Source organism: Prevotella aurantiaca (genome assembly GCF_015262605.1).
Classification (GTDB): Bacteria; Bacteroidota; Bacteroidia; order Bacteroidales; family Bacteroidaceae; genus Prevotella; species Prevotella aurantiaca.
The window spans coordinates 1-21,250 of the sequence record NZ_JABZSJ010000048.1 but is presented as its reverse complement, the minus strand read 5'-3'; the positions used below and the strand labels follow the sequence as shown (position 1 = coordinate 21,250).

General features: G+C 33.3%; 19 protein-coding genes. 11 read left to right on the top strand and 8 right to left on the bottom strand.

All coding sequences use genetic code 11. The features are described 5' to 3' along the window. Positions 1–241: 241 nt before the first annotated feature. The 6 genes from HXN26_RS08495 to HXN26_RS08470 form a co-directional block, all read right to left on the bottom strand. A complete protein-coding gene (locus tag HXN26_RS08495; protein ID WP_273160632.1) occupies positions 242–3,502 on the bottom strand; it encodes a TonB-dependent receptor in 3,261 nt (1,086 codons plus the stop codon). A gap of 116 nt (positions 3,503–3,618) precedes the next feature. Continuing rightward, on the bottom strand, positions 3,619–4,341 hold the full coding sequence (locus HXN26_RS08490) for a 16S rRNA (uracil(1498)-N(3))-methyltransferase (RefSeq protein ID WP_273160631.1): 723 nt from the start codon (positions 4,339–4,341) through the stop codon (positions 3,619–3,621). Positions 4,342–4,352: 11 nt separating this feature from the next. After that, the gene (locus HXN26_RS08485; RefSeq protein ID WP_025001162.1) at positions 4,353–4,913 is read right to left on the bottom strand and encodes a UvrB/UvrC motif-containing protein; all 561 of its coding nucleotides are present in this window, start codon (positions 4,911–4,913) and stop codon (positions 4,353–4,355) included. Next, positions 4,906–6,174: an MFS transporter gene (locus HXN26_RS08480; protein ID WP_273160629.1), complete on the bottom strand. Its 1,269-nt coding sequence runs from the start codon at positions 6,172–6,174 to the stop codon at positions 4,906–4,908. The genes HXN26_RS08485 and HXN26_RS08480 overlap by 8 nt, the downstream gene beginning before the upstream one ends. A 222-nt stretch (positions 6,175–6,396) precedes the next feature. Continuing rightward, a complete protein-coding gene (locus tag HXN26_RS08475; RefSeq protein ID WP_025001160.1) occupies positions 6,397–6,993 on the bottom strand; it encodes a DUF3256 family protein in 597 nt (198 codons plus the stop codon). Between the two features lie 112 nt (positions 6,994–7,105). Next, positions 7,106–7,564 (bottom strand): hypothetical protein, encoded by a 459-nt coding sequence (locus HXN26_RS08470; protein WP_025001159.1) that lies wholly within the window; start codon positions 7,562–7,564, stop codon positions 7,106–7,108. Positions 7,565–7,872: 308 nt separating this feature from the next. On the opposite strand from HXN26_RS08470, the gene HXN26_RS08465 reads away from it, so the two are divergent. From HXN26_RS08465 to HXN26_RS08450, 4 genes are all read left to right on the top strand, one after another. Then, complete coding sequence (locus HXN26_RS08465; protein WP_025001158.1) at positions 7,873–8,235, top strand: SMI1/KNR4 family protein; 363 nt, start codon at positions 7,873–7,875, stop codon at positions 8,233–8,235. 50 nt (positions 8,236–8,285) lie between these two features. Further along, positions 8,286–8,927, top strand: a complete 642-nt coding sequence (locus HXN26_RS08460; protein ID WP_273160625.1) for a hypothetical protein — start codon at positions 8,286–8,288, stop codon at positions 8,925–8,927. 155 nt (positions 8,928–9,082) lie between these two features. Continuing rightward, positions 9,083–10,408, top strand: coding sequence for a T9SS type A sorting domain-containing protein (locus HXN26_RS08455; RefSeq protein WP_036889128.1), 1,326 nt, complete (start codon positions 9,083–9,085; stop codon positions 10,406–10,408). Between the two features lie 561 nt (positions 10,409–10,969). Then, the gene (locus HXN26_RS08450) at positions 10,970–11,563 is read left to right on the top strand and encodes a DUF8184 family protein (RefSeq protein ID WP_025001155.1); all 594 of its coding nucleotides are present in this window, start codon (positions 10,970–10,972) and stop codon (positions 11,561–11,563) included. Positions 11,564–11,804: 241 nt separating this feature from the next. Here HXN26_RS08450 and HXN26_RS08445 read toward each other — a convergent pair whose 3' ends face one another. Further along, the gene (locus HXN26_RS08445; RefSeq protein ID WP_273160622.1) at positions 11,805–13,103 is read right to left on the bottom strand and encodes a thioredoxin family protein; all 1,299 of its coding nucleotides are present in this window, start codon (positions 13,101–13,103) and stop codon (positions 11,805–11,807) included. Between the two features lie 915 nt (positions 13,104–14,018). Further along, positions 14,019–14,621: an outer membrane beta-barrel protein gene (locus HXN26_RS08440; RefSeq protein ID WP_025001153.1), complete on the bottom strand. Its 603-nt coding sequence runs from the start codon at positions 14,619–14,621 to the stop codon at positions 14,019–14,021. A gap of 155 nt (positions 14,622–14,776) precedes the next feature. Here HXN26_RS08440 and HXN26_RS08435 point away from each other — a divergent pair, with 155 nt between their 5' ends. The 7 genes from HXN26_RS08435 to HXN26_RS08405 all read left to right on the top strand — a co-directional run bounded on the left by HXN26_RS08435 (position 14,777) and on the right by HXN26_RS08405 (position 21,082). Further along, positions 14,777–16,144: an MATE family efflux transporter gene (locus tag HXN26_RS08435; RefSeq protein ID WP_273160618.1), complete on the top strand. Its 1,368-nt coding sequence runs from the start codon at positions 14,777–14,779 to the stop codon at positions 16,142–16,144. A 21-nt stretch (positions 16,145–16,165) separates the two neighbouring features. Beyond that, positions 16,166–16,792, top strand: coding sequence for a cytidylate kinase-like family protein (locus HXN26_RS08430; protein WP_273160616.1), 627 nt, complete (start codon positions 16,166–16,168; stop codon positions 16,790–16,792). Positions 16,793–16,799: 7 nt separating this feature from the next. Continuing rightward, on the top strand, positions 16,800–17,303 hold the full coding sequence (locus HXN26_RS08425; RefSeq protein ID WP_273160614.1) for a metallophosphoesterase family protein: 504 nt from the start codon (positions 16,800–16,802) through the stop codon (positions 17,301–17,303). Between the two features lie 23 nt (positions 17,304–17,326). Beyond that, positions 17,327–18,475 (top strand): dTDP-glucose 4,6-dehydratase, encoded by a 1,149-nt coding sequence (gene rfbB, locus HXN26_RS08420; RefSeq protein WP_273160612.1) that lies wholly within the window; start codon positions 17,327–17,329, stop codon positions 18,473–18,475. A 57-nt stretch (positions 18,476–18,532) separates the two neighbouring features. Continuing rightward, positions 18,533–18,943, top strand: coding sequence for a sugar 3,4-ketoisomerase (locus HXN26_RS08415; protein WP_273160609.1), 411 nt, complete (start codon positions 18,533–18,535; stop codon positions 18,941–18,943). 91 nt (positions 18,944–19,034) lie between these two features. Next, positions 19,035–19,979: a GNAT family N-acetyltransferase gene (locus HXN26_RS08410; protein WP_273160607.1), complete on the top strand. Its 945-nt coding sequence runs from the start codon at positions 19,035–19,037 to the stop codon at positions 19,977–19,979. A gap of 5 nt (positions 19,980–19,984) precedes the next feature. Next, entirely contained in the window at positions 19,985–21,082 is a 1,098-nt protein-coding gene (locus HXN26_RS08405) for a DegT/DnrJ/EryC1/StrS family aminotransferase (protein WP_273160605.1), read from the top strand. Positions 21,083–21,250: the final 168 nt, after the last annotated feature.

Sequence of the window (21,250 nt, the reverse complement as noted above, 5' to 3'; positions counted from 1 at the left end):
TAAGCATAAATATCTGCAAGAATTATAGTGTAAAGGTACAAAAACTTGCAGATATAAACAAATAATTTACAGGATAATATACTATGAATCAGAGGAATATTAGGTTTATAAGGGTAGACTAAGTAGAAGAATCAACTCTCCACCCCATTTTTAGTAAATCTTATACTAAAGCAATATACAATTAGGCGGATATCTCTTGAAATGGGATATCCACCAACTGTATATAATTTCTATTAAGTTATTAGAATGTGTAACGTAAGCCTATCTGACCACGCCAACGGCTGTTATAACTGTCATAATCGCGATTTACGTGTGTTCCATCAAACTTAAATAATCCATCGCCTTCATAATTGAATGGACTGAAATAACGACCGAAACCATCACCATAAGTATGTCCCCAATCCTTATTGAGCAAGTTCCCTATGTTGATAACATCGAAACTTAATTCCAAAGAATTGATTTGTCCACCCACTTTAAAGCTATATTTCTGTGCCAAATGAACATCAAAATGGTGTTCGAATGCAAGATTATCTGCATAACGCTTGAAATATTCACCACGATGTTTGCTCATATAAGAATCATCAGCAATCCATTGCTTCAACAAAGCACGTTGCTGATCTTCTGATAAGTTACCTTTATATCCTGCACCCAAAACTTTTGTTATCAAAGGATATGTATCTTTGCTATTATTTACAGTCGTTGGTGCAAAACGCATTTGGTCAATTTGTGCATCAGTAGGAATAAACATAATATCATTTCCACGTGCACCATCGTTATTCATATCACCATACATTTCTATAACGTATGGAGAACCACTACGTCCCTGATAAATAACTCCAACTGTAGTTTGCCATTGTTTTCGTGTACCATAACCAACATGATAATATGCACTTGCTTGAACACGATGAGGAACATTATATGCACTGAAGCCAAGCTCAGGATCATTAGGATTTCTATAAGTAGTATTAAACATCCAGTTACTACCTGCTACTGATGAAGTTCCACTATTCACACTCATAGAACGCGTCCATGTATAACTTGCCATTAAGTCAAGACCAAAATTAAAGTGCTTTTCACCTTTCAAAGATAAGTTCACAGTGTAACCCTTATTGGTATTATATAAGCCATAAACATATGCGTAAGGAGTTCCCTTTGTTGTCTGCTCAAACATTGGACGATTATCCCATGTATATCCGGTTTCTTGACCGAAAGTTTTGCCTGTTGCTTCAATAGCAAGATTCTTATAATAAATATCGTTTAATGTCTTTGAATAGATAGCCTCTGCCGTCCAGTCAATTCCCAATGCCTTAAAATCAAACCCAAGATTGAACTTAAGTGTCTGTGTAAACTTAAAGTTATCAGAGAAAATATCAACTTCTTGATTTCCAGCTGAAGCTTTCAGTTTATCTGCATTTTCCAATTGCTTATTAGGATCTAAGATTAGTTCTAGCCCTTTTGGATTATAAACACTATATTTTGACATCTGAATACCTGTGTTGGTAAAGTTATTGCTAATCCAAACATATGGTATACGACCAGTAAAGACACCCACGCCACCACGCAGAATATAACGACGATCATTATTGACATCCCAACGGAAACCAACACGAGGACTCCATAAAGGAGTACTAGACAACTTATGATCAGTACGAACTCCCCAACTACGTTTCTCAGCATATTGATTAAAGCCAATATTAGCTGTAGGAGTATCGAAGAAGAGAGGAATTTCCATACGCAAACCATAAGTAAGTTGGAAAGAAGGAGTGGCATTCCATTTATCTTGAGCATAAAAACCTAACTGACCTGCAGAGAAAGGTGCCTTCCAACGTGGGTCACCTGTTACTTCAGTATTAGCCATTCCAAAACGATATTGCTTGAAATAAGAATAGTTTGGATCAAGAGTTCCAGCCATAAAGTCTTCATAATACTTATTGAAATGTGCTAAGTCTGCGAAGTTATAAGTACCATTCGCATCTTGAATGAAAAGATTTGCAAACTTATAGAATTCATTGTGAGTACCAAAAGTAAATGTATGGTTACCTTTATACCAAGTAAGATTATCTTCAAATGTATAAATATCTTGGTCAAGCATATTTGCCATTGAAGAACGTTCGTTACCAATATTAAGTGTACCACCTGTTACTTGAAGAGAAATCATTGGGAAAGCTGATGTTACAGCACGTTGGTCACGTACTCGCACATAACTTGCACGAACTTCATTGCTCACTAATGGCGATAAACGGCTTTGTAATTCTGCTGTGAATGAGTTTGTTTTGCTTTCAAATGGATAATAATAGTGATTGTCGTTCAAAGAAGAAGCACTGCTGACATTACTTAATTGTTTTGCATCAACTAAGCTCCAACGGAACGAGAATTTATTAAAGTCGTTTATATTCCAGTCTATCTTTGCACCAAACTTTTTACTTTTGGTATAAATATCTGGATTACCAAAAGCACCATTATAGTCATATCCTTGCTTTGCAGCCATAGCCTTAATCTTTGCAAGTACATCATCAGCTTCATCTGTAAGGATACGTGAACCAGTTTGACCATAACCATTAATATTTGGATATTCTTTATTTGCATCTTCAAAATTAAAGAAGAAGAATAATTTATTCTTTATAATAGGACCACCTAAAGTAATACCCCATTGGTATTCTTGCTGTTTTTGATATTTAGGCGCATAACCTGTTCCATCAGAATAAGGATAATGATTGCCAATAAGGTTCTGATTATTGCCAAATCCATAAACACTTCCTTGGAATTTATTAGTTCCCGACTTAGTTATAGCATTGATAGCACCACCAGTAAAACCACTTTGACGAACATCAAAAGGTGCAACATTAATTTGAATTTGCTCAATAGTTTCCATAGATACAGGTTGTGTTCCTGCTTGCCCACCATTAGAGCCATCGGCAGTAAGACCAAAAACGTCATTATTCATTGCACCATCTATCATAAATGAATTATAACGGTTGTTGGTTCCCGCAAATGACATTGCACCATTACTTGATGTTGTAAGTTGAGGATTTAGTCTTGCTACATCGGCAATACCATGTGTTATGCTTGGAATTTCAGCTATCTGTTTAGCAGACAGACTCTGTGCAGCGCCAGTCTTAGTACCATTAATTCCTCCTTTAGCAACAACAACTACTTCCTGTAATTCTTTTGAGTCTTCTTGTAACTTACATGATAAGTCTTCAACTTCACCCAAACGAAGTGTTATATCTTGAAATATTTTCTTATGGTGCCCAATATAGGAAACTTCTACTTTGTAAGGTCCACCAACACGCATACCTTGAATAGTAAATCGACCATCTAAATTAGTAAGGGCTCGATAAATAGTTCCAGAAGGTTGATGAGTTGCAGTAACTGTAGCGCCTATGACTTCTTCACCATTTGACGTAATTTTACCGCTAATACCTGATGTTGTAATTTGTGCCATAGCGGAAATAGTAAAGGCAAGCAGGATTACAACAAGGGAAAGCAATCTTTTCTGCATAATAAATTGATGTTAATATTTAATAACGTTATATCATAATTATGGTGCAAATATAACTAAAATTTACCAAAACATCATTACGAATGTTGTTAAAAACACAACACTTAACAAGAAAACTAAATTCGTTTTGCCAGATTTGCCATCATTACAGCAACTAAACCAGCTGTTTCTGTACGCAAACGACTATTTCCTAAAGTTACACTTTGATAATTATTATTTATAGCTTGACGAACTTCATCAATAGAGAAATCTCCTTCAGGTCCAACTAAGATTGTTATATCATCGGAACACTTTTCATTATTCAAGTTGCTAAAAAAATCTTTTTTTGTTATTTCATTATAACAATGGCAGATAAACTTCGAACCTTCTACATCTCTTTGCATAAACTGGTCAAACGTAACTATTTCATTAACAATTGGCTTCCACGCCTTACGACTTTGCTTCATTGCAGAAACAACAATACGTTCTACGCGGTCAGTACGCAACACTTTGCGTTCAGAGAACTGACAACTTAAAAAAGAAATTTCATCGAAACCTACTTCTGTAGCCTTTTCTACTAACCATTCAATACGACCAATATCTTTAGTAGGAGCAATGGCGAGATGTAAATGGCCTTTCCACGTTCTACTTTGAGGCATTTGTTGTTTTATTTCATAGAAGCAATGCTTTTGATTTGCCAATGTAACAATAGCTTCATAAAAAACTCCTTCACCATCCATCAAAAAAATGTCATCACCATCTTTCAATCGCAAAACACGCACAGCATGAGTAGCTTCTTCGGTTGGCAATTCTGTATGAATTGCTGCATTAGGGACATAAAAGTAACGAACCTCTTTCATTTCTGAATTATTTATACCGTGTCGTCTTCAATTCCTTTACGTCGATTTAATTCATCACGTAAATTAGAAGCCAGCTCATAATTTTCATTTTCGATAGCTTTTCGTAACGCATCTTCAAGCATTTCCGATGTTAAAGCATTTAACGGAAGTGCAACTTTACTTTTTCCTGATTCATAAGGAACACCTTGACGTATGAAAAGCTTTTCTTCCATAAACATTTCTAACTGGGCTATTTGTGCTAAGAGTATTGCGTCTGAAGCACGAATTGGCGTCATTTCAAATGTTAGTTTATTTATCAATACGACCTTATATTGCCCATCAGATATAGAATTAAATAAAATTTCATAATGATCTGTATCCATATCAGGATTTATCCAACACAACACTTCAGGAAGAAGCTTATGCCGAAGTGAATTCTGTCCTATTCTAATATTCAATTCATGCGCCATTGCTTTATCACAAACAATAGCTATTTGCTTATCTTCTGACTGATTGGTTAACACCAAGAGTCCCATCTTAGAGCCACCAACTATTTCTGTTAATCCTTTAAAAAAGACTTGTACCTTATTCATTCTCTTCTTTTGGACGGAATATTAGAGCAAAGCTAATGGTTACTACCAATGCATATCCAGCAAAAATAAACCAGCATGCTTGCCAGTTACCTATTGTCAGAACATCATTACCAAATTGCTTTAATTCTGTATAATGATTTATAACGGCCTGTGCTGCAAGAGTTCCTATAGTAGCACCTATACCATTGGTCATTAACATAAATAATCCTTGCGCTGATGAACGCATTGAAGCGTCTGTACTCTTATCAACAAAGAGAGAGCCAGATATATTAAAGAAGTCAAACGCAATACCATAAACCAACATTGATAACACAAAAAGGAATACGCCAGGTATACCAGGATCTCCCATTCCAAAGAGTCCAAAACGTAAGACCCAACCAAACATTGCAATCAACATAACATTCTTAATGCCATAGCGACGCATGAAGAATGGTATAAGCAATATACAACAGGTTTCACTTATCTGAGAAAGACTTATCAACATATTAGCATGTTGCACACCAAATGCATCTGCAAATTCTGGTTGAGCTGCAAAACTAAAGAGGAATGGGTTTGCAAAACTATTTGTTATCTGCAAACTTACACCCAGCAACATTGAGAAGATAAAGAAGATTGCCATCTTATTTTGTTTAAATAACGAGAATGCTTTGAGCCCAAAAGCATCTACCAAGTTCTTCTTTTCGTTATTCTTTGAAATTTCACAATGTGGCAATATAAAAGTATATAAAAAAAGAATAATACTCACCACACCTGAAGCAATAAATTGGTTCTGGTTGCTTTGAAAGCCCAAAATATCTACCAGCCACATTGTAGATATGAAGCCAATAGTTCCAAATACACGAATAGGTGGGAAATCCTTTACTATATCCATTCCATCTTTAGCTAAAGACGAATAAGCTACAGAATTAGTTAAAGCAATAGTTGGCATAAAGAAAGCAACTGACAAAGAGTAGAGAGTAAAGATTGTAGTGAAATCAGCATTTGTACCAGCCTCTAATCCATACCATGCTGTACCAAACATAAATAATCCTGCTAGCAAATGACAGAATCCCAGTAAACGCTGTGCAGGTATCCATCTGTCAGCAATAATACCCATCAGCGCAGGCATGAAAATAGAAACAACGCCCTGCATGGAATAAAACAAACCAATGTTTTCACCAATTCCAATATTCCCTAAATAACGTCCCATAGACGTTAAGTATGCTCCCCACACTGCAAACTCTAAAAAGTTCATCAGTGCCAAACGCTTCTTTAAATTCATCTCTTAGATTTTTGTTTGGGAACAAAAGTACAGATTTTATCACAAACCACCAAATCAAAGTCAAGTATTTATGTTGGGAATAAAACAAAAAAAATTGATTGTCTCGCGACAATCAATCTTTATTAACCTTAATAATCTAATACCATGAAAAACACGTTGCAAAGTTAATTATAAATACAATAAGTTGCAAACCTTACAAAATGTTTAATCTGCCTATTAACACTATTTAAAAGTTTTCCCATTCCAATTAAACTTTCTTTGCCTTAAAATTGCTTGCATTTCCTTTTTATCAGTAGGCGAAAGTAAAGGAACAGAATACTTTATAGTAAGACTATTGTCTTTTGCCGATAATTGTATTTCACCCATAGTTATATTGGCCATATCTAACAAATCATTATACCGTTGTTGTGACATAGTATCTGGCTTAATAAATGTTGGCATGATATCTAACTCTATCGGTTTAACCTCCCAATTATTTGAAAACAACTGTAATTTACTCTCAGCTATAGGGCCACACCATGTTTGAACCATAGCTATAGTAGATTCATCTAAACTTTTTATTTCGAGTCTACTCGAATGATTTAGATGAACTAATATATAATTGTCGGTAAGTTGTTCTATACGAGTAGAATCTTGCAAAGTATTCATTACTTCTGGTTTCATTCCCATCGTAACATAATCAGCTAATTCAGTTCTTAAACTTCTATTAAGATAAGGTATTATTGAGTCTGGCATTTCCAACCATATTTGACGCATATTCTGCGCATTCAAAGGCAACATGGTAAAACTTACCAATAAGAGTATAAATAACTTCTTCATATCAAATAAAAAGCGTAATAATGCATTATTGAAATGCAATATTACGCTTTTTTTAGCAAATAAGCAAGTTTATTTCCTAAAAAGCTAATTGGGCCTTACACTTATTCACAATTTAGAAAAGAGAAAAACTCAAATCACAATTGTTTTTATAAGTAGCTATCATCATTACAATTCTATCTTTGTTGTTGTATCCAACTACAAATTTTCCATCATCTGCATTTTCAGAATTGGTAGTGTTATAACTTTGCTCATACTTCTTTGCTAATTTATTCATTCTAGCAACAGCAATTCCTTTGTTATTACAACAAGTTTTTAAACGCAATTGATTAAGTCTCCCTTCATTATCAAAGAAGCATTCTATTTCATTATACTTCTCTCCATCAAAAACTACATTTTTATATGTAGCCTTTCCATTACTTAATAAATAAGGGGTACCGAACTTCTTGTCTAAAGCCTCCATTGTCTTGGCTTTCTCTACCATAAATGGGACATTGTCAATTTGTCGTTGTGCTGATACATTTAACACAAAAATAAGTAGGAAAAGTAATATTCCTAAACATTTTTTCTTCATCTTGTTCTCTCCTTTTATATTTAGTATATATTTCATGATGCAAAGATACATATAAAAAATGAAAGTTTATTCAAAAAAAATAAGAAAAGTAAAATATAGCTTAATTATTTTATCCCAACAACCTATTTCTTTGATTAAAATATGCAAAACGCTTGAATAGAATCAATTATTCTATTTTTAAGCATTTGCTTTGATTAACATAAGATTATTTGTATATTTGCAATATCATAATGAAAACTTAAAGATATTTTTCAGACTCTATAATATAAAATTGTAGGCAAACAGTACGTAATTATAAAAGTATAATCATGAGTATAGAAGAAAATAAGCGTCAAATCCTTAAATTTGAAACAAAACATAATTTACAATTCCCAAGTAGATACTTTGATTTTTTATCGGAAATCAATTATGGAGATATATTCGAAATAGAGAATACTGGGATATGCATGTACTCTTACTCAGATTTGGAGGAAAGAAATCAAACATACGAAATACAAGACTTTGAGCCTAACTATCTTATGATAGGACAAGATGGCGACATGGCTTATTTTATTAACAAAAATAATTCAAATGATGATACCATATATTCAAACGATTTAGGTGCTTTAGGCTCTTTAGAAATGAGAAAAGAAGCTGATAATATTTATGATTTCTTAAAGTCATTTGATTAAATAGGTATATTCCAACATTCACTTCAGAAGAATTAAATATGCTAAAGCTAATGGAAACGAAAGAAATTAAAACTCTTTTAAGAACTAATTTAGAGTCTATCCTTTCCAAAACTTTTGCTCAGTATGGATTTAAGTGGAAGAAGAGTTCTTGTAAGTTTCAAAGAAAGATGGAGGATTTCGAACAAAGTATTTTATTCTTTTTTTCTCCAGCAAAACTTTTTGATGATAAAAGCTTAGGCCATATTGATATTATGATTCGTCTTGATTCAAAAGAAATCAATAAACTTGCAACTATTTTAAAAGGCGCTGAAACTAAATTTGATTCAATAGAAACTGTTGTGAATGTCAATGTTGGACTTATTGTCGGTAAAAAAGCTATTAACTGGAAGCCTATTTCTATTGAAGAGATGAATAGACTTATCGAGACTGACATTAAATCATTACTTGTTGAGAAGATTGTTCCATTCTTAAATGATAGAGGAAATATACGCAAAGTACTCAATGACTTTGAAAATACAGAGCCTTATTTCTTCTCAAATAGTAATGATGTTGTAGCCTTACTTGCAATAACGATGTATTCTATGCTTAACGACCACGAAAGTGCCAGAAAAGTTGCTGCTAAATATTATTTACCCGACGAAATATATCGAAAGAAGTATAAAACACTCCTGCATCAATTAAACTGCATCTAATCTATCAATTAAAAAGCATTAGCAACTAACTTTCACAATTTAATTCTGAATTCTTGTTATAATCTATAATTACGTAATTTCCTTTTGTTTGCATTTGTCAGATATTTTTATTATATTTGCAGGGTCATATTACATTAACTTATAAAAAGAAAATTATGAAAAAACATTTTACCTTACGAAACAGATTAGTACTTTTGATTATATCTGTTTGTTTTATTTTCACAAATGCGCATGCTGATTGGAAACTTATTAAGCAATTAGATGCTACTTATGCTACATTTATTACTAAAGGAGGAAATATTCTTCTATCAGATTTTCGAATTGAAAAAGATGGTGGTATTTATATTTCTACCGATGAAGGACAAACTTGGACCAAAACCAATGCGAAGGACTATAACTACAATAGATTTATAGAAGTAGACAACCATCTTTTTGCTTTTGGTTATGGAGCAAAAATAGCTTATTCTTCAGACGAAGGTAAAACTTGGTCTGAATATAGTTATGCTGATGCGGTAAAAAATATTATCAGTGAAGAAAATATGCCTTATACCGTATGTTATGCGGCTACTTATCACAATAATAAACTTTATGTTGCAGATTTCTGTGGAGGTGGCATCATATACTCTGAAGATTTTGGAAAAACTTGGAAAAATACTGACCTGTCTTCTTTAAAATATGTAGCTGAAGAAGAAGATGGTTCTTCTGTTGAAAATACTGAGAATATCTATCAGATGGTTTCATACAAAGGTAAATTATATGCCTTCGGAGTATACTTTATTTTCAGACTTGACGAGTCAACCAATAAATGGAATGTAATAAGTGATAAAAGCAATTTTATGGCAGTATCTACCATTTTCAACAATACATTATTATTGGGTAGAAGTGTTCCTAACGACGATTTTAACACCCCATTTATTCTTACACTTGATAGTAACGAAGAATGGAATTCGCTCCCTCGACCTACAGGTATAATGGACAACAATATAAGAGCTATGTCAAGCGATGTTAATAACATATATATTGGTTTGCAAAAGGGAGGATTCTATTATACTCCCAATAAAGGCACAAATTGGTATAACATTTCCAAAGGACTTCCTAATATGGGAAATATAGGTACACTTTACCTTACCCCAACCCAAATATTCACAAACAAAGATTATGTCTACGTTTCTATTTATGAACCTCAAGGTGATTCTAAGAAAAGCGGACTTTACAGATTCGATAAATCTGAACTTCCTGGTTCTACAGCAATCGAAAAAACTACTGCTACCGAAGATATTTCTATCCGTATTTCAGAAAACACCCTCTATGTAAGCTCAAATAAAAATTTGGCTATAAGTGTTTTCAATATAGACGGGACCGAAATGAATATAACTCTCGTAAATGGAAAAGCCGATATAAGTACTTTGAAGAGAGGTATTTATACTTACAAATTACTCTGCGGAAATCGTACATTTAGAGGTAAATTCGTAAGAAAATAACATAATATCAAATACGGTCCTTCACACTCAACCAATCATAACTGAGTATGAAGGACCACATACTATTACGACAGACCAAATAATAATCTAATATTTTGATAAAAAACAACTCATTTTACGTCTCTATATTACTCTTTCTTCTTCTTGTTTATAACATAGAACTATGCAATTCCTAAACGCATTATATAAAAAGAACGACATCGTTTAAGCAAGCTTTAAGTCGTCTACAATGACACTTTCTAACAAACTTATAATAACCTGATTATTAGATAAGTAAGGAGTATTTATAAACTCTTACTTAAAACCTTAATTATATTCCGTAAAATTATAATTATAAAATAAAAATTTATAATTAAAAAATCAAGAAAATATAATTATGTTTTTTCAATTTATAATTATATTTTTCTATTCATATAATAACAGAGCTGTTATGAAAAAACGACTACGATTTATTTAGAATGAATAAAACTCTTTTTATATCTTTGCAATTATTGCGCTTCTTTTAGAAGATAGAAGTTGTGCTACTCAAAAAAGAGACGTATTATTATTGCAAAGCAGATTATGGAACAAATTAAAGCAAAGGATTTCCTCCTATATTATAATCCTAACATAGATGAACTTACAATTTCTTCAGGAATGAAGTTTATAAAACGTACTGGCGAAGAAATTAAAATTGATTTGAATCCTCATGGTCAATCAAAGTTAACCGAAGTTGATTTTTTAAGTTTAGATACGGAGAAAAAGACGCTGACATGCAAGATTAACAAGAAATCAATTGTCTTAACCACTAAATTTCAGATTAACATGCAAAGTTTTGAGTTCTTAATGGGAATGAAAACAAACGTTCAGAGCACTGAAAATCTTGATAAGATAGATTTATTTATTTCAAGTGATAAGTTAGAACACCTTTACCTTAGCAAGGTGAAAGACTATGTTATCATTGATTCTATACGGATATTCTTTGAAGAAGAACAATATTTCGTAGTTAAAAACCAGCCTAAATTCATAAGGGAAGCGATTAGAAAAATGTCAATATCCAATACAACTATTAACATAGAAACAGAAAATAATCAATTCAAATATAGAGTAGATACCAATAATGAGATAGCGTCTTTTTTGCAAACTGCTTTTAATCTAATTGACTTTACTCGATGAATGACAAAAACAGAATATAGAATAATACTTTAAAATAATAGTTTCGTCAAAGAAAAAGTAAAAAAGCCGTATAATAGTTTAGAAAAGAATTATTATACCTATTAAAAACAAGTAAAAAATGACACATCAGAATATTATCATGATGTATCATTTTTTTAAATGATAGAAAGAAAAACAAAGAGACTGCATCAAAATAATAATATATCTTGATACAGTCTCTTATTTATTTTACAGACTTTTATTACTTAACAATTTCTTTCACTGTGCTACCATCGCTATATTTCACGATGTTTACACCCTTTACAGGCTGATTGATACGAGCACCAGAAATGTTATAACGCGCAACTTCTACAACGTTTGTAGCTGTTGAAGCTGATTCAATACCAGTTACAACGTAGTCAGAAATAGAGCATTGGTCAGCATTTACAATTTTACCAGTCGATGTATTGATAACCAATACTATAACATGTAACTTAGACTTGTCTTGAATAGCTGAATATTGTGAGATATTATCAAACGAAGTCTCGTGTGTCTGAGGTTTGTCTACTACAATTTGTCCAATACTTCCCTGCATACCATTTGTAATACCATTAGCAGTAATGGCAGTATGGTCGAATGTAAAGTTACGAATAGTACCTGGAGAGTTAACAAAATAGTCTAATTCTTTTGTGTATCCTTGATACTGTGAGTTACCAGCAAAATAATTCTTCTGGTAATAAGAGCTGTTCTTCAAGCCATCAGCTGTCAATACATAAGCAAGTGCAAATGTATTTCTGTAAGGTTTTGTACGGAAAGTTGTCTTTGTAGTAACAGCAATATTTCTCTTTTGCTTATCCCACATAGCTGAAACTTTTACATCCATTTCTGCACCTTGACTCCTTTCAGAACGGAATGTATTATATCCAGAGTAATCTTTAGACTCAATTGAACGATTGAAAATAATATATGGGTATCCACCTAACCCGCTGATAAGACTTGAATAAGAACTGCACATCAATGGGTCTTGTGAACCATGAATAGCAATTCCAATGAAATCATTAGGATATTGTCTTGTCAAATAACCCAACATAGCAAGACCTCTTGGACACCATCCACACCACATTGCTGTATAATCTTCAACTACAACTTTACGTGTAGCAGTTTGTGAAAGAGTTTTACGCTCAATGGTAGTATAAGGCTCTTTCATGTTAGTTGGTTGTCCGTTTACTTTTGTAATATTGAAAGCAACTTCGTCTACAGTAGTATCGCTATATGGTGGAACAACAACATTTAATGTTGAGTTACCGCCACGTGTCATATTCTCTCCTTTAAGAGAAACTGTCTTAGTTTCGATAACTTTACCACCACTTGTAAGTGTGTATTCAATGCTCTGTACCCCACTACCTAAATTGGCAAGAGAAATTGGCACATTAACACCTTTAGAGTTAATTTCAACATAAGCTTCTTGTGCTGGCGCTTTAGCTACTTGCGCATACGCATTTGTTTGTAACAAAGCCAAAGAAAAGGCAATAAATAGCCTTAAAGTCGATTTTTTTTGCATAGTTTTATTGTTTAATAATTATAAAATATGAAATAATAAATAATAACTGTAGGATGAAAAACTTATCAGAACTAAACAGTTCCCTTACTGGTAACTTTTTATACGATATAAACTCTTTAGACAAGTTCTTAAAAGAAAAGGAGAATCTTAGTAATAAGCTATTTCTGTAAGCTATAAACATCATAGCCGACAGCAGTGCCATTGCTAAAAGTACTGATACATGTAACTGATTCATTGAAAATAATAGTAATAGCAGGCCCCTTTTCAAGAAAATTAAGTCATAGCAAAGCTACTCTAACCTTCATTCTTGTTCCTATGTTTACACAGTTTTTGGGCTGGCAATATTACATAGAGAAATAGGGTTCTGCAAATGCATTTATATTTAGTAATAATTATATGACGCTGCAAAAGTATATATATTCTCTCAAAACAAAAAAAACTTACATATAAATTAAAATATTATCTATTAAATTATATTAAACGGCTTGTATTGTAAAATTAACGCGTATCAGATAATTTATTAAAAAGACTTATATTTTATTGATATTTAATATTTTACACACAAATATGATGTTTAATTTTGCTATTCTTATATTTATACAAAGTTCGTTGAAAATATTAAATCATACTTAATTAAAGTAAGGAAAAGGGAGTATTTAGAGTAAAGAAAACTCATACTTCAATTTAATAAAGTGATGATATCCAGAAAAAGAATTTGGATGTTTATAATATGCCTAATTTATGGATATTACAAACTAATTGGAGAGTTTAGAAAATGGACAAGAGCCTTAAAATAAAATAGCCTTCATGCTTAGCAGGCAAATTTAAATAATGAAAAAACGCCACAGAAGTTACAAAAAGTACTTCTGTGGCGTTTTTTATACCAATTAAACTTTTACAAATATGAGGGATTACTTAAAATTCAAGTTCAAAACCAATCATAAGTTCTTCTGGTGAAAAACGTAAACCAAAACCATTTGTTCCGATTTCAGGTTCTTCACCACCAAAATAATTGTGTCGATAACCTACAAAACCCATACGGAGACATAAACAAAGTCCTTCAGTAAGATCTACACATGCACCTGGACGTATACCAACTTCAAATCCATGTCGATTAGTTTTAGTATCAGCAACTTTTACTTTACCAAAATCAAATCCTACTCCGCCATCTAAAAATAAGTTGAATGGACCTTTATGTACATAATACCAACGCGCAAAAGGAGAAATCTTAAAGCTGTTCGAATACTTATTTAAGCCATCTTCATGCTCTTTTTCGTATTCATAACCTAACATCAATCCCACACCCCATCTATCATTAAATAGATAACCTATTTCGGGAGAGAAATCAAACTTCACCATTTTATCCTTAGGGTCAGACCAAAAGGTCACTGCACCACCCACAAAAGTTCTTGCACCATGTTCCTCATCATTATGCGCAACTGTGTTAGGAAATGTTGCTTGCGCATAAGAAGTCATACTTCCAACAAGCAAAAATAGAGATAAGAATAGATTTTTCATATTTTAGTTTTTATATTTTCTGCAAAAGTACTTCTTTTTTTTTATTAACACTAACAATAACTAAAAATAATAATTAACACCACAAAAGATATAGAACATACTTAACTTTATCAGTTTTTTTTTAGTACTTTTGCAGAAAGAACACTCACTTTTGAATGGGTAATAAAAAAGCGACATTAGAGCTAGGACAAAAACCTGTGGGCAAATTGTTAGCGCAATATGCCCTGCCTGCAATCATTGCAATGACTGCAGCATCGCTTTACAACATTATTGATCGAGTTTTTATTGGACAAGTTGTCGGTAAAATGGCCATTTCAGGACTCGCAATTACTTTCCCTTTCATGAATCTTGCAGCAGCATTTGGTGCAGCAGTAGGAATAGGTGCATCTACAACTATCAGTGTTAAGTTAGGACAGAAAGACTATAAATCGGCAGAAAATATTCTTGGTAATACCATTACTCTTAACCTCATTATAGGATTGGCATTCGGAGGAATATGCCTTATATTTCTCGATCCTATTCTTCGATTTTTCGGTGCTAGTGATGCAACTCTTCCATACGCACGAGATTATATGCAAGTTATACTTGCTGGAAATGTATTTTCTCACATGTACTTTGGAATGAATGCCATACTAAGGGCTGCTTCGAAACCACGAATGGCAATGTTTGCGACCATTTTTACTGTCATTATGAATATTTTGTTCGACATTGTATTTATTCTGTGGCTCCACTGGGGTATCAAAGGTGCAGCCTTCGCTACCATTATATCACAAGTTATAGCACTCTGCTGGCAGATGAAGCTTTTTGCTAATAAAAACGAATTAGTGCACCTTAAACAAGGGATATATAAATTGAAATCCAATCTCGTAAAAAATATTATTTCAATAGGAATATCTCCTTTCCTGATGAATGCATGTGCATGCATAATTGTCATCTTCATTAATAATCAGTTAGTAAAGTTTGGTGGTGACTTAGCAGTTGGAGCATACGGAGTTGCTAACAGCATTGCAATGATATTCATTATGTTCGTTATCGGACTTAATCAAGGAATGCAACCAATTGCAGGGTATAACTATGGCGCGCAAAAATACGATAGAATGATGCAAGTAGTGAAGCTATCTATCATCACAGCAACTTGTATTATGTTTATAGGATGGTCTTTAGCTATGTTCGCACCTTATTATTGTGTCCGACTATTTACTAAAGACCCTGAATTGATTCAAAGGTCTATCAAAGCTATTAGTATCATCATGATGATGTATCCATTTATTGGATGTCAGATGGTAATTACCAATTTCTTTCAATGCATAGGAAAAGTAAAAGTTAGTATTTTTTTGTCGTTGTCAAGACAATTATTATTTTTACTTCCACTACTTGTAATACTTCCGAACTTTTATAATATTAATGGAGTTTGGGCAGCAATCCCAACAAGCGATTTTATTGCAGTAGTAGTATCAATAACAATAATGACTATCTATCTGCGACGACTTAAAAAGGAACAGAAAGAATATAAAGCTATTTAGTTTAAATAAATATTCTCGCTTATGGAAAAAAAACTGATAATCAATGTAGGACGACAACTCGGAAGTGGTGGACGCTGCATAGCAAAAGCTCTTGCAGAGGAATTTAATTGCCGATTTTACGACAAGGAAATTTTAAATCTTGCTGCAAAGGAGAGTGGTTTCTCTGAAAAATTCTTTGAAAAGAACGATGAGCAGAAAAGATTTCTTAAGTCGCATTTCCATCTTAATTTACCATTTTTAGGTAATAACGATTTCTACAAAAATAACTTCTCCCCTGAAGGATTATACCAATTCCAAAGCGATGTAATAAGAAAAACAGCAGAAGAAAATCTACGCTGCGTCTTTGTCGGCAGAACAGCTGACTATATATTGCGAGATAATCCTAATGTTATTAATATTTTCATTACTGCTGAAATTAATTTTAGAGCAAAAAATGTAACCGAACGCCTTGGCTGTACAATGGAAGAGGCCTTTAAAGTAATTGAAAATAAAGAAAGCGAACGTGCAAAATATTACAATTACTATACAGGGAAAACATGGGGTCATGCAGAAAGCTACGACCTTTGTGCAGACGCAAGTATATTAGGAGTTGAAGAAACGAAAGACTTTATAGCTTTCTTCATACGGAAAAAACTATCACTTGAATAAGTTTTGTATGAAAAGAATTGGCATTATAAGCGATACACACGCCTATTGGGACAAGAAATACGAGATCTATCTTAAAGATTGCGATGAAGTTTGGCATGCTGGAGATATCGGTTCGTTAGAAGTTGCTGATAAGTTCGAAGCGATGAAACCAATCTTTCGAGCTGTTCACGGTAATTGTGATGGTTATGATATTCGTATTCGCTATCCAGAGATGCTGAGATTTAAGTGTGAAAAAGTAGATGTTTTGCTTAAGCATATTGGTGGTTACCCTGGCAGATACGATTACTCTGTACGTAATATACTTTATTATTCACCACCCAATCTATTCGTAGACGGACATTCCCACATATTAAAAATAATGCCCGATAAAACATTAAATCTGCTTCATATCAACCCTGGTGCAGCAGGCTTACAAGGTTTTCATAAAGAAAGAACTATTGTAAGACTCTCCATTAAAGGCAATAAAATGATTGATTGCGAGGTTATAACATTATCAGACAATAATAATTAATAATAACAAAATAATATCAACTTATGAAAACTTATTTAGTAACAGGTGCCGCTGGTTTTATTGGTGCAAACTACATTAAGTATCTACTTCACAAGAAGTATGTAAACGAAGACATTAAGATTATCGTACTTGACGCATTAACTTATGCAGGTAACCTTGGTACTATCAAGGATGACATAGATGATAAAAGATGTATTTTCGTGAAAGGCGATATACGTGACAGAGAATTAGCTAATAAATTATTTGCAGAAAACGACGTCGATTATCTTGTAAATTTTGCAGCTGAAAGCCATGTAGATAGGTCTATAGAAGATCCACAACTATTCTTAAATGTAAATATTTTAGGAACTCAAAATCTCATGGATGCTGCTCGTCGTGCATGGGTTACAGGTAAAGATGAACAAGGTTACCCTACGTGGAAAGAAGGAAAGCGCTACCATCAAGTTTCTACTGACGAAGTTTATGGTTCACTTGGTGCTGATGGTTATTTCACTGAAGAAACTCCGTTATGTCCTCATAGTCCATATTCAGCAAGTAAAACAAGTGCTGACATGTTTGTAATGGCATATCATGATACATATCACATGCCTATTAGTATTACACGTTGCTCAAATAATTATGGTCCTTATCATTTCCCAGAAAAATTAATTCCATTAATTATCAATAATATTCTTGCCGGCAAACCTCTTCCTGTATATGGGGAAGGGTTAAATGTTCGCGATTGGTTGTATGTAGAAGACCACTGTAAGGCAATTGATATAGTAGTTCGTGAAGGTCGTGTAGGACAAGTTTATAATGTTGGTGGACACAATGAGATGAAAAACATCGATATTGTAAAGCTCATTATCAAAACTATTCACAATATGATGGCTGAAGATAAAGAGCTACGCAAAGTTTTGAAAAAGCAAGTTAAAGATGATAATGGCGATATTGATATTTCATGGATTAATAATGATTTAATTACGCACGTAGCAGACCGACTCGGTCATGATGCACGTTATGCTATTGACCCTACCAAAATTAAGAATGAATTGGGTTGGTTCCCTGAAACTATGTTTGCTGATGGTATTGTAAAAACCATAAAATGGAATTTAGAAAACCAATCTTGGATTGAAGAAGTTACAAGTGGTGATTATCAAAAGTACTACGAGAATATGTACGGAAACAGATAAACAGAAGCATTCCCCTGTCCTTTCTAAAAGGTCAGGGGAAATCCTAAACTTACAAACATGACAAACATAGGGAAGATAATAGAGCTACCTAAACGATTAGACTATCGTGGCAACCTCACCGTTGCAGAAGAAATGAAAGATATTCCTTTCAATATTTCTCGTGTTTATTGGGTCTACGATGTACCAGGAGGAGAAAATCGTGGTGGGCATTCACACAAACATTGTCGTGAATTTATTATTGCAGCAAGCGGATCATTTACCGTTACGCTTGATAATGGTACAGAAAAAGAATCATTCTTACTGAATCACCCCTACCAAGGTTTACTTGTGAACACAGATACGTGGCGGACACTCGAAGACTTTTCGTCTGGTTCAGTCTGTTTAGTTCTCGCTGAAGATCCATTTGACGAAGACGACTACATCAGAGAATACGACGATTATTTAAAATTCATTGGTAAAACAAGATAAGAACTATAATGTGAAACTGACTATAATCAAAAATTGATATATCGTTTGTTACCATTAAAAATTTTTAAATAGAGTCTATTAATACCGTAATATGATTGAAATTAAACAATATAATTTTGATGATGCAACGAAATGGAACGAATTTGTAGCCATCTCCAAGCAAGGTACGTTTCTTTTCAATCGCAACTATATGGATTATCATGCCAATAGGTTTACCGATAATTCATTTCTTATTATGGAGAAAGAGCACATTATTGCTCTATTTCCAGCCAATCGAAAAGGTGACACCCTATATTCTCATCAAGGTCTTACCTATGGCGGATTACTTACAACAGAAAAGGTAACTGCTGATAAGGTATGCAACATCTTTTCAGAATTAAATATTTTGCTCAAAAAAATTGGCATCAAACAAGTAATTTATAAAGCTATTCCATGGATTTATCACAATATTCCTGCTGAAGAAGACCTTTATGCACTTACCAATATTTGCCATGCTGAAATAATCAGCCGCGATATTTCATCATCATTCTATCTGCATAATGTACGAAAGTTTACTGAAAGCCGTAAAAGTGGTATTCGAAAAGCGATAAGAAATCATATTCTTGTAGGAGAAAGTAAAGATTTAGCAGCATTCTGGAATATTCTAAACAACAATTTAACTGCTAAATATGATACTCATCCAGTACATTCTTTAGATGAATTACAGCTTTTAACGAATCGTTTCCCTAAAGAAATTAAACTCTATATGGCAATAACTCCCAATGGAGAGCCATTAGGAGGCACAATAATCTATGAAACACCAAACGTTATTCATACGCAATATATATCAGCATCACCAACTGGGAAAGCGATAGGAGCTTTAGATTTATTGTTCGACTATATAATAAATAATGTATATATGGGCAGAAATGGTTATTTTGACTTTGGTAAAAGCACTGAAGCTGGTGGCACATTACTTAATCAACAACTTATTCATCAAAAAGAAGGATTTGGGGGACGAGGTGTTTGTTACGACACTTACGAATGGAAAATATAAGTCATATGTTAGAATATTTATCACTCAAGCGCATCACAGCGATGCACGAAAACGAAATAAACAAAGCAATTTCAGACGTTGTAACTTCGGGTTGGTATCTTAATGGCAATGCTGTTCGACTTTTTGAAGAACATTATCGTAACTATATAGGCACACAACACTGCATTAGTTGTGGTAATGGGCTTGACGCTTTGCATCTTATTCTACGTGCTTACAAAGAACTTGGACAACTCCACGATGGCGATGAAATAATTGTACCTGCCAATACTTACATTGCCACCATATTAGCAATAACTGAAAACAACCTTAAACCAGTACTTGTAGAACCAGAAATCACAACATTAGAAATAGATGGTAATCGCATAGAAGAAGTAATTACTCGTCGCACTCGTGCGATTATGCTCGTGCATTTATATGGTCGTTGTGCTTATACTGAAAAAATAGAAAATATTTGCAAACAGCACAAAATAAAACTTATAGAAGATAATGCACAGGCACATGGATGTACTTACAATGGTAAACTTACAGGAAGTCTTGGCGATGCAGCTGCTCATAGTTTTTATCCTGGTAAAAATCTTGGGGCATTGGGTGATGCTGGTGCTGTTACCACTAATGATTTTGAACTCGCAGAAACGATTCGTACACTTGGTAATTATGGTTCGAGTCGTAAATATGTTTTTGAATATCAAGGAAAAAATAGCCGTATGGACGAAGTCCAAGCAGCTGTACTTGATGTTAAATTAAAATATCTTGAGGAAGATAATGCATGTAGAAAAGAAATTGCTCAATATTTTGAGCAAAATATAAAGAACGATAGCATTATTATTCCTAAAGCTTTAAACCGCGATAACGTTTATCATATCTTCCCAATTCTCTGTGTAGAACGCAATAGATTGCAAGAATTTCTAAAGGAAAATGGTGTGCAAACTATGATACACTATCCTATCCCCCCCCATAAGCAAGAAGCATATAAGAAATGGAATGAACTATCGTTTCCTATAACAGAACGTATCCATCGTGAAGAACTTTCTATTCCTTGCAATCAAATCATGTCATTAAATGATGCTGAAAGAATAGTTACGTTACTAAATAGTTTTTACTAATCTGAAAATAAATAGTTTAGGAAACTATTGAGAGGAATAGATTTTTAAGGGCTCCTCTTTCAACCCCAGATTTTTATTATATGTCTGATTCCTAATCATATTTATTTATTGCAAAAAATGAGGGTGTGTCAAAATTGATACATCCTCTTTTTATTCTTCCTTTACCTT

Excerpts from the sequence above, each read along its gene's own strand:
- HXN26_RS08495 (WP_273160632.1), bottom strand. The coding sequence starts at position 3,502 with ATGCAGAAAAGATTGCTTTCCCTTGTTGTAATCCTGCTTGCCTTTACT.
- HXN26_RS08490 (WP_273160631.1), bottom strand. The coding sequence starts at position 4,341 with ATGAAAGAGGTTCGTTACTTTTATGTCCCTAATGCAGCAATTCATACA.
- HXN26_RS08485 (WP_025001162.1), bottom strand. The coding sequence starts at position 4,913 with ATGAATAAGGTACAAGTCTTTTTTAAAGGATTAACAGAAATAGTTGGT.
- HXN26_RS08480 (WP_273160629.1), bottom strand. The coding sequence starts at position 6,174 with ATGAATTTAAAGAAGCGTTTGGCACTGATGAACTTTTTAGAGTTTGCA.
- HXN26_RS08475 (WP_025001160.1), bottom strand. The coding sequence starts at position 6,993 with ATGAAGAAGTTATTTATACTCTTATTGGTAAGTTTTACCATGTTGCCT.
- HXN26_RS08470 (WP_025001159.1), bottom strand. The coding sequence starts at position 7,564 with ATGAAGAAAAAATGTTTAGGAATATTACTTTTCCTACTTATTTTTGTG.
- HXN26_RS08465 (WP_025001158.1), top strand. The coding sequence starts at position 7,873 with ATGAGTATAGAAGAAAATAAGCGTCAAATCCTTAAATTTGAAACAAAA.
- HXN26_RS08460 (WP_273160625.1), top strand. The coding sequence starts at position 8,286 with ATGGAAACGAAAGAAATTAAAACTCTTTTAAGAACTAATTTAGAGTCT.
- HXN26_RS08455 (WP_036889128.1), top strand. The coding sequence starts at position 9,083 with ATGAAAAAACATTTTACCTTACGAAACAGATTAGTACTTTTGATTATA.
- HXN26_RS08450 (WP_025001155.1), top strand. The coding sequence starts at position 10,970 with ATGGAACAAATTAAAGCAAAGGATTTCCTCCTATATTATAATCCTAAC.
- HXN26_RS08445 (WP_273160622.1), bottom strand. The coding sequence starts at position 13,103 with ATGCAAAAAAAATCGACTTTAAGGCTATTTATTGCCTTTTCTTTGGCT.
- HXN26_RS08440 (WP_025001153.1), bottom strand. The coding sequence starts at position 14,621 with ATGAAAAATCTATTCTTATCTCTATTTTTGCTTGTTGGAAGTATGACT.
- HXN26_RS08435 (WP_273160618.1), top strand. The coding sequence starts at position 14,777 with ATGGGTAATAAAAAAGCGACATTAGAGCTAGGACAAAAACCTGTGGGC.
- HXN26_RS08430 (WP_273160616.1), top strand. The coding sequence starts at position 16,166 with ATGGAAAAAAAACTGATAATCAATGTAGGACGACAACTCGGAAGTGGT.
- HXN26_RS08425 (WP_273160614.1), top strand. The coding sequence starts at position 16,800 with ATGAAAAGAATTGGCATTATAAGCGATACACACGCCTATTGGGACAAG.
- rfbB (WP_273160612.1), top strand. The coding sequence starts at position 17,327 with ATGAAAACTTATTTAGTAACAGGTGCCGCTGGTTTTATTGGTGCAAAC.
- HXN26_RS08415 (WP_273160609.1), top strand. The coding sequence starts at position 18,533 with ATGACAAACATAGGGAAGATAATAGAGCTACCTAAACGATTAGACTAT.
- HXN26_RS08410 (WP_273160607.1), top strand. The coding sequence starts at position 19,035 with ATGATTGAAATTAAACAATATAATTTTGATGATGCAACGAAATGGAAC.
- HXN26_RS08405 (WP_273160605.1), top strand. The coding sequence starts at position 19,985 with ATGTTAGAATATTTATCACTCAAGCGCATCACAGCGATGCACGAAAAC.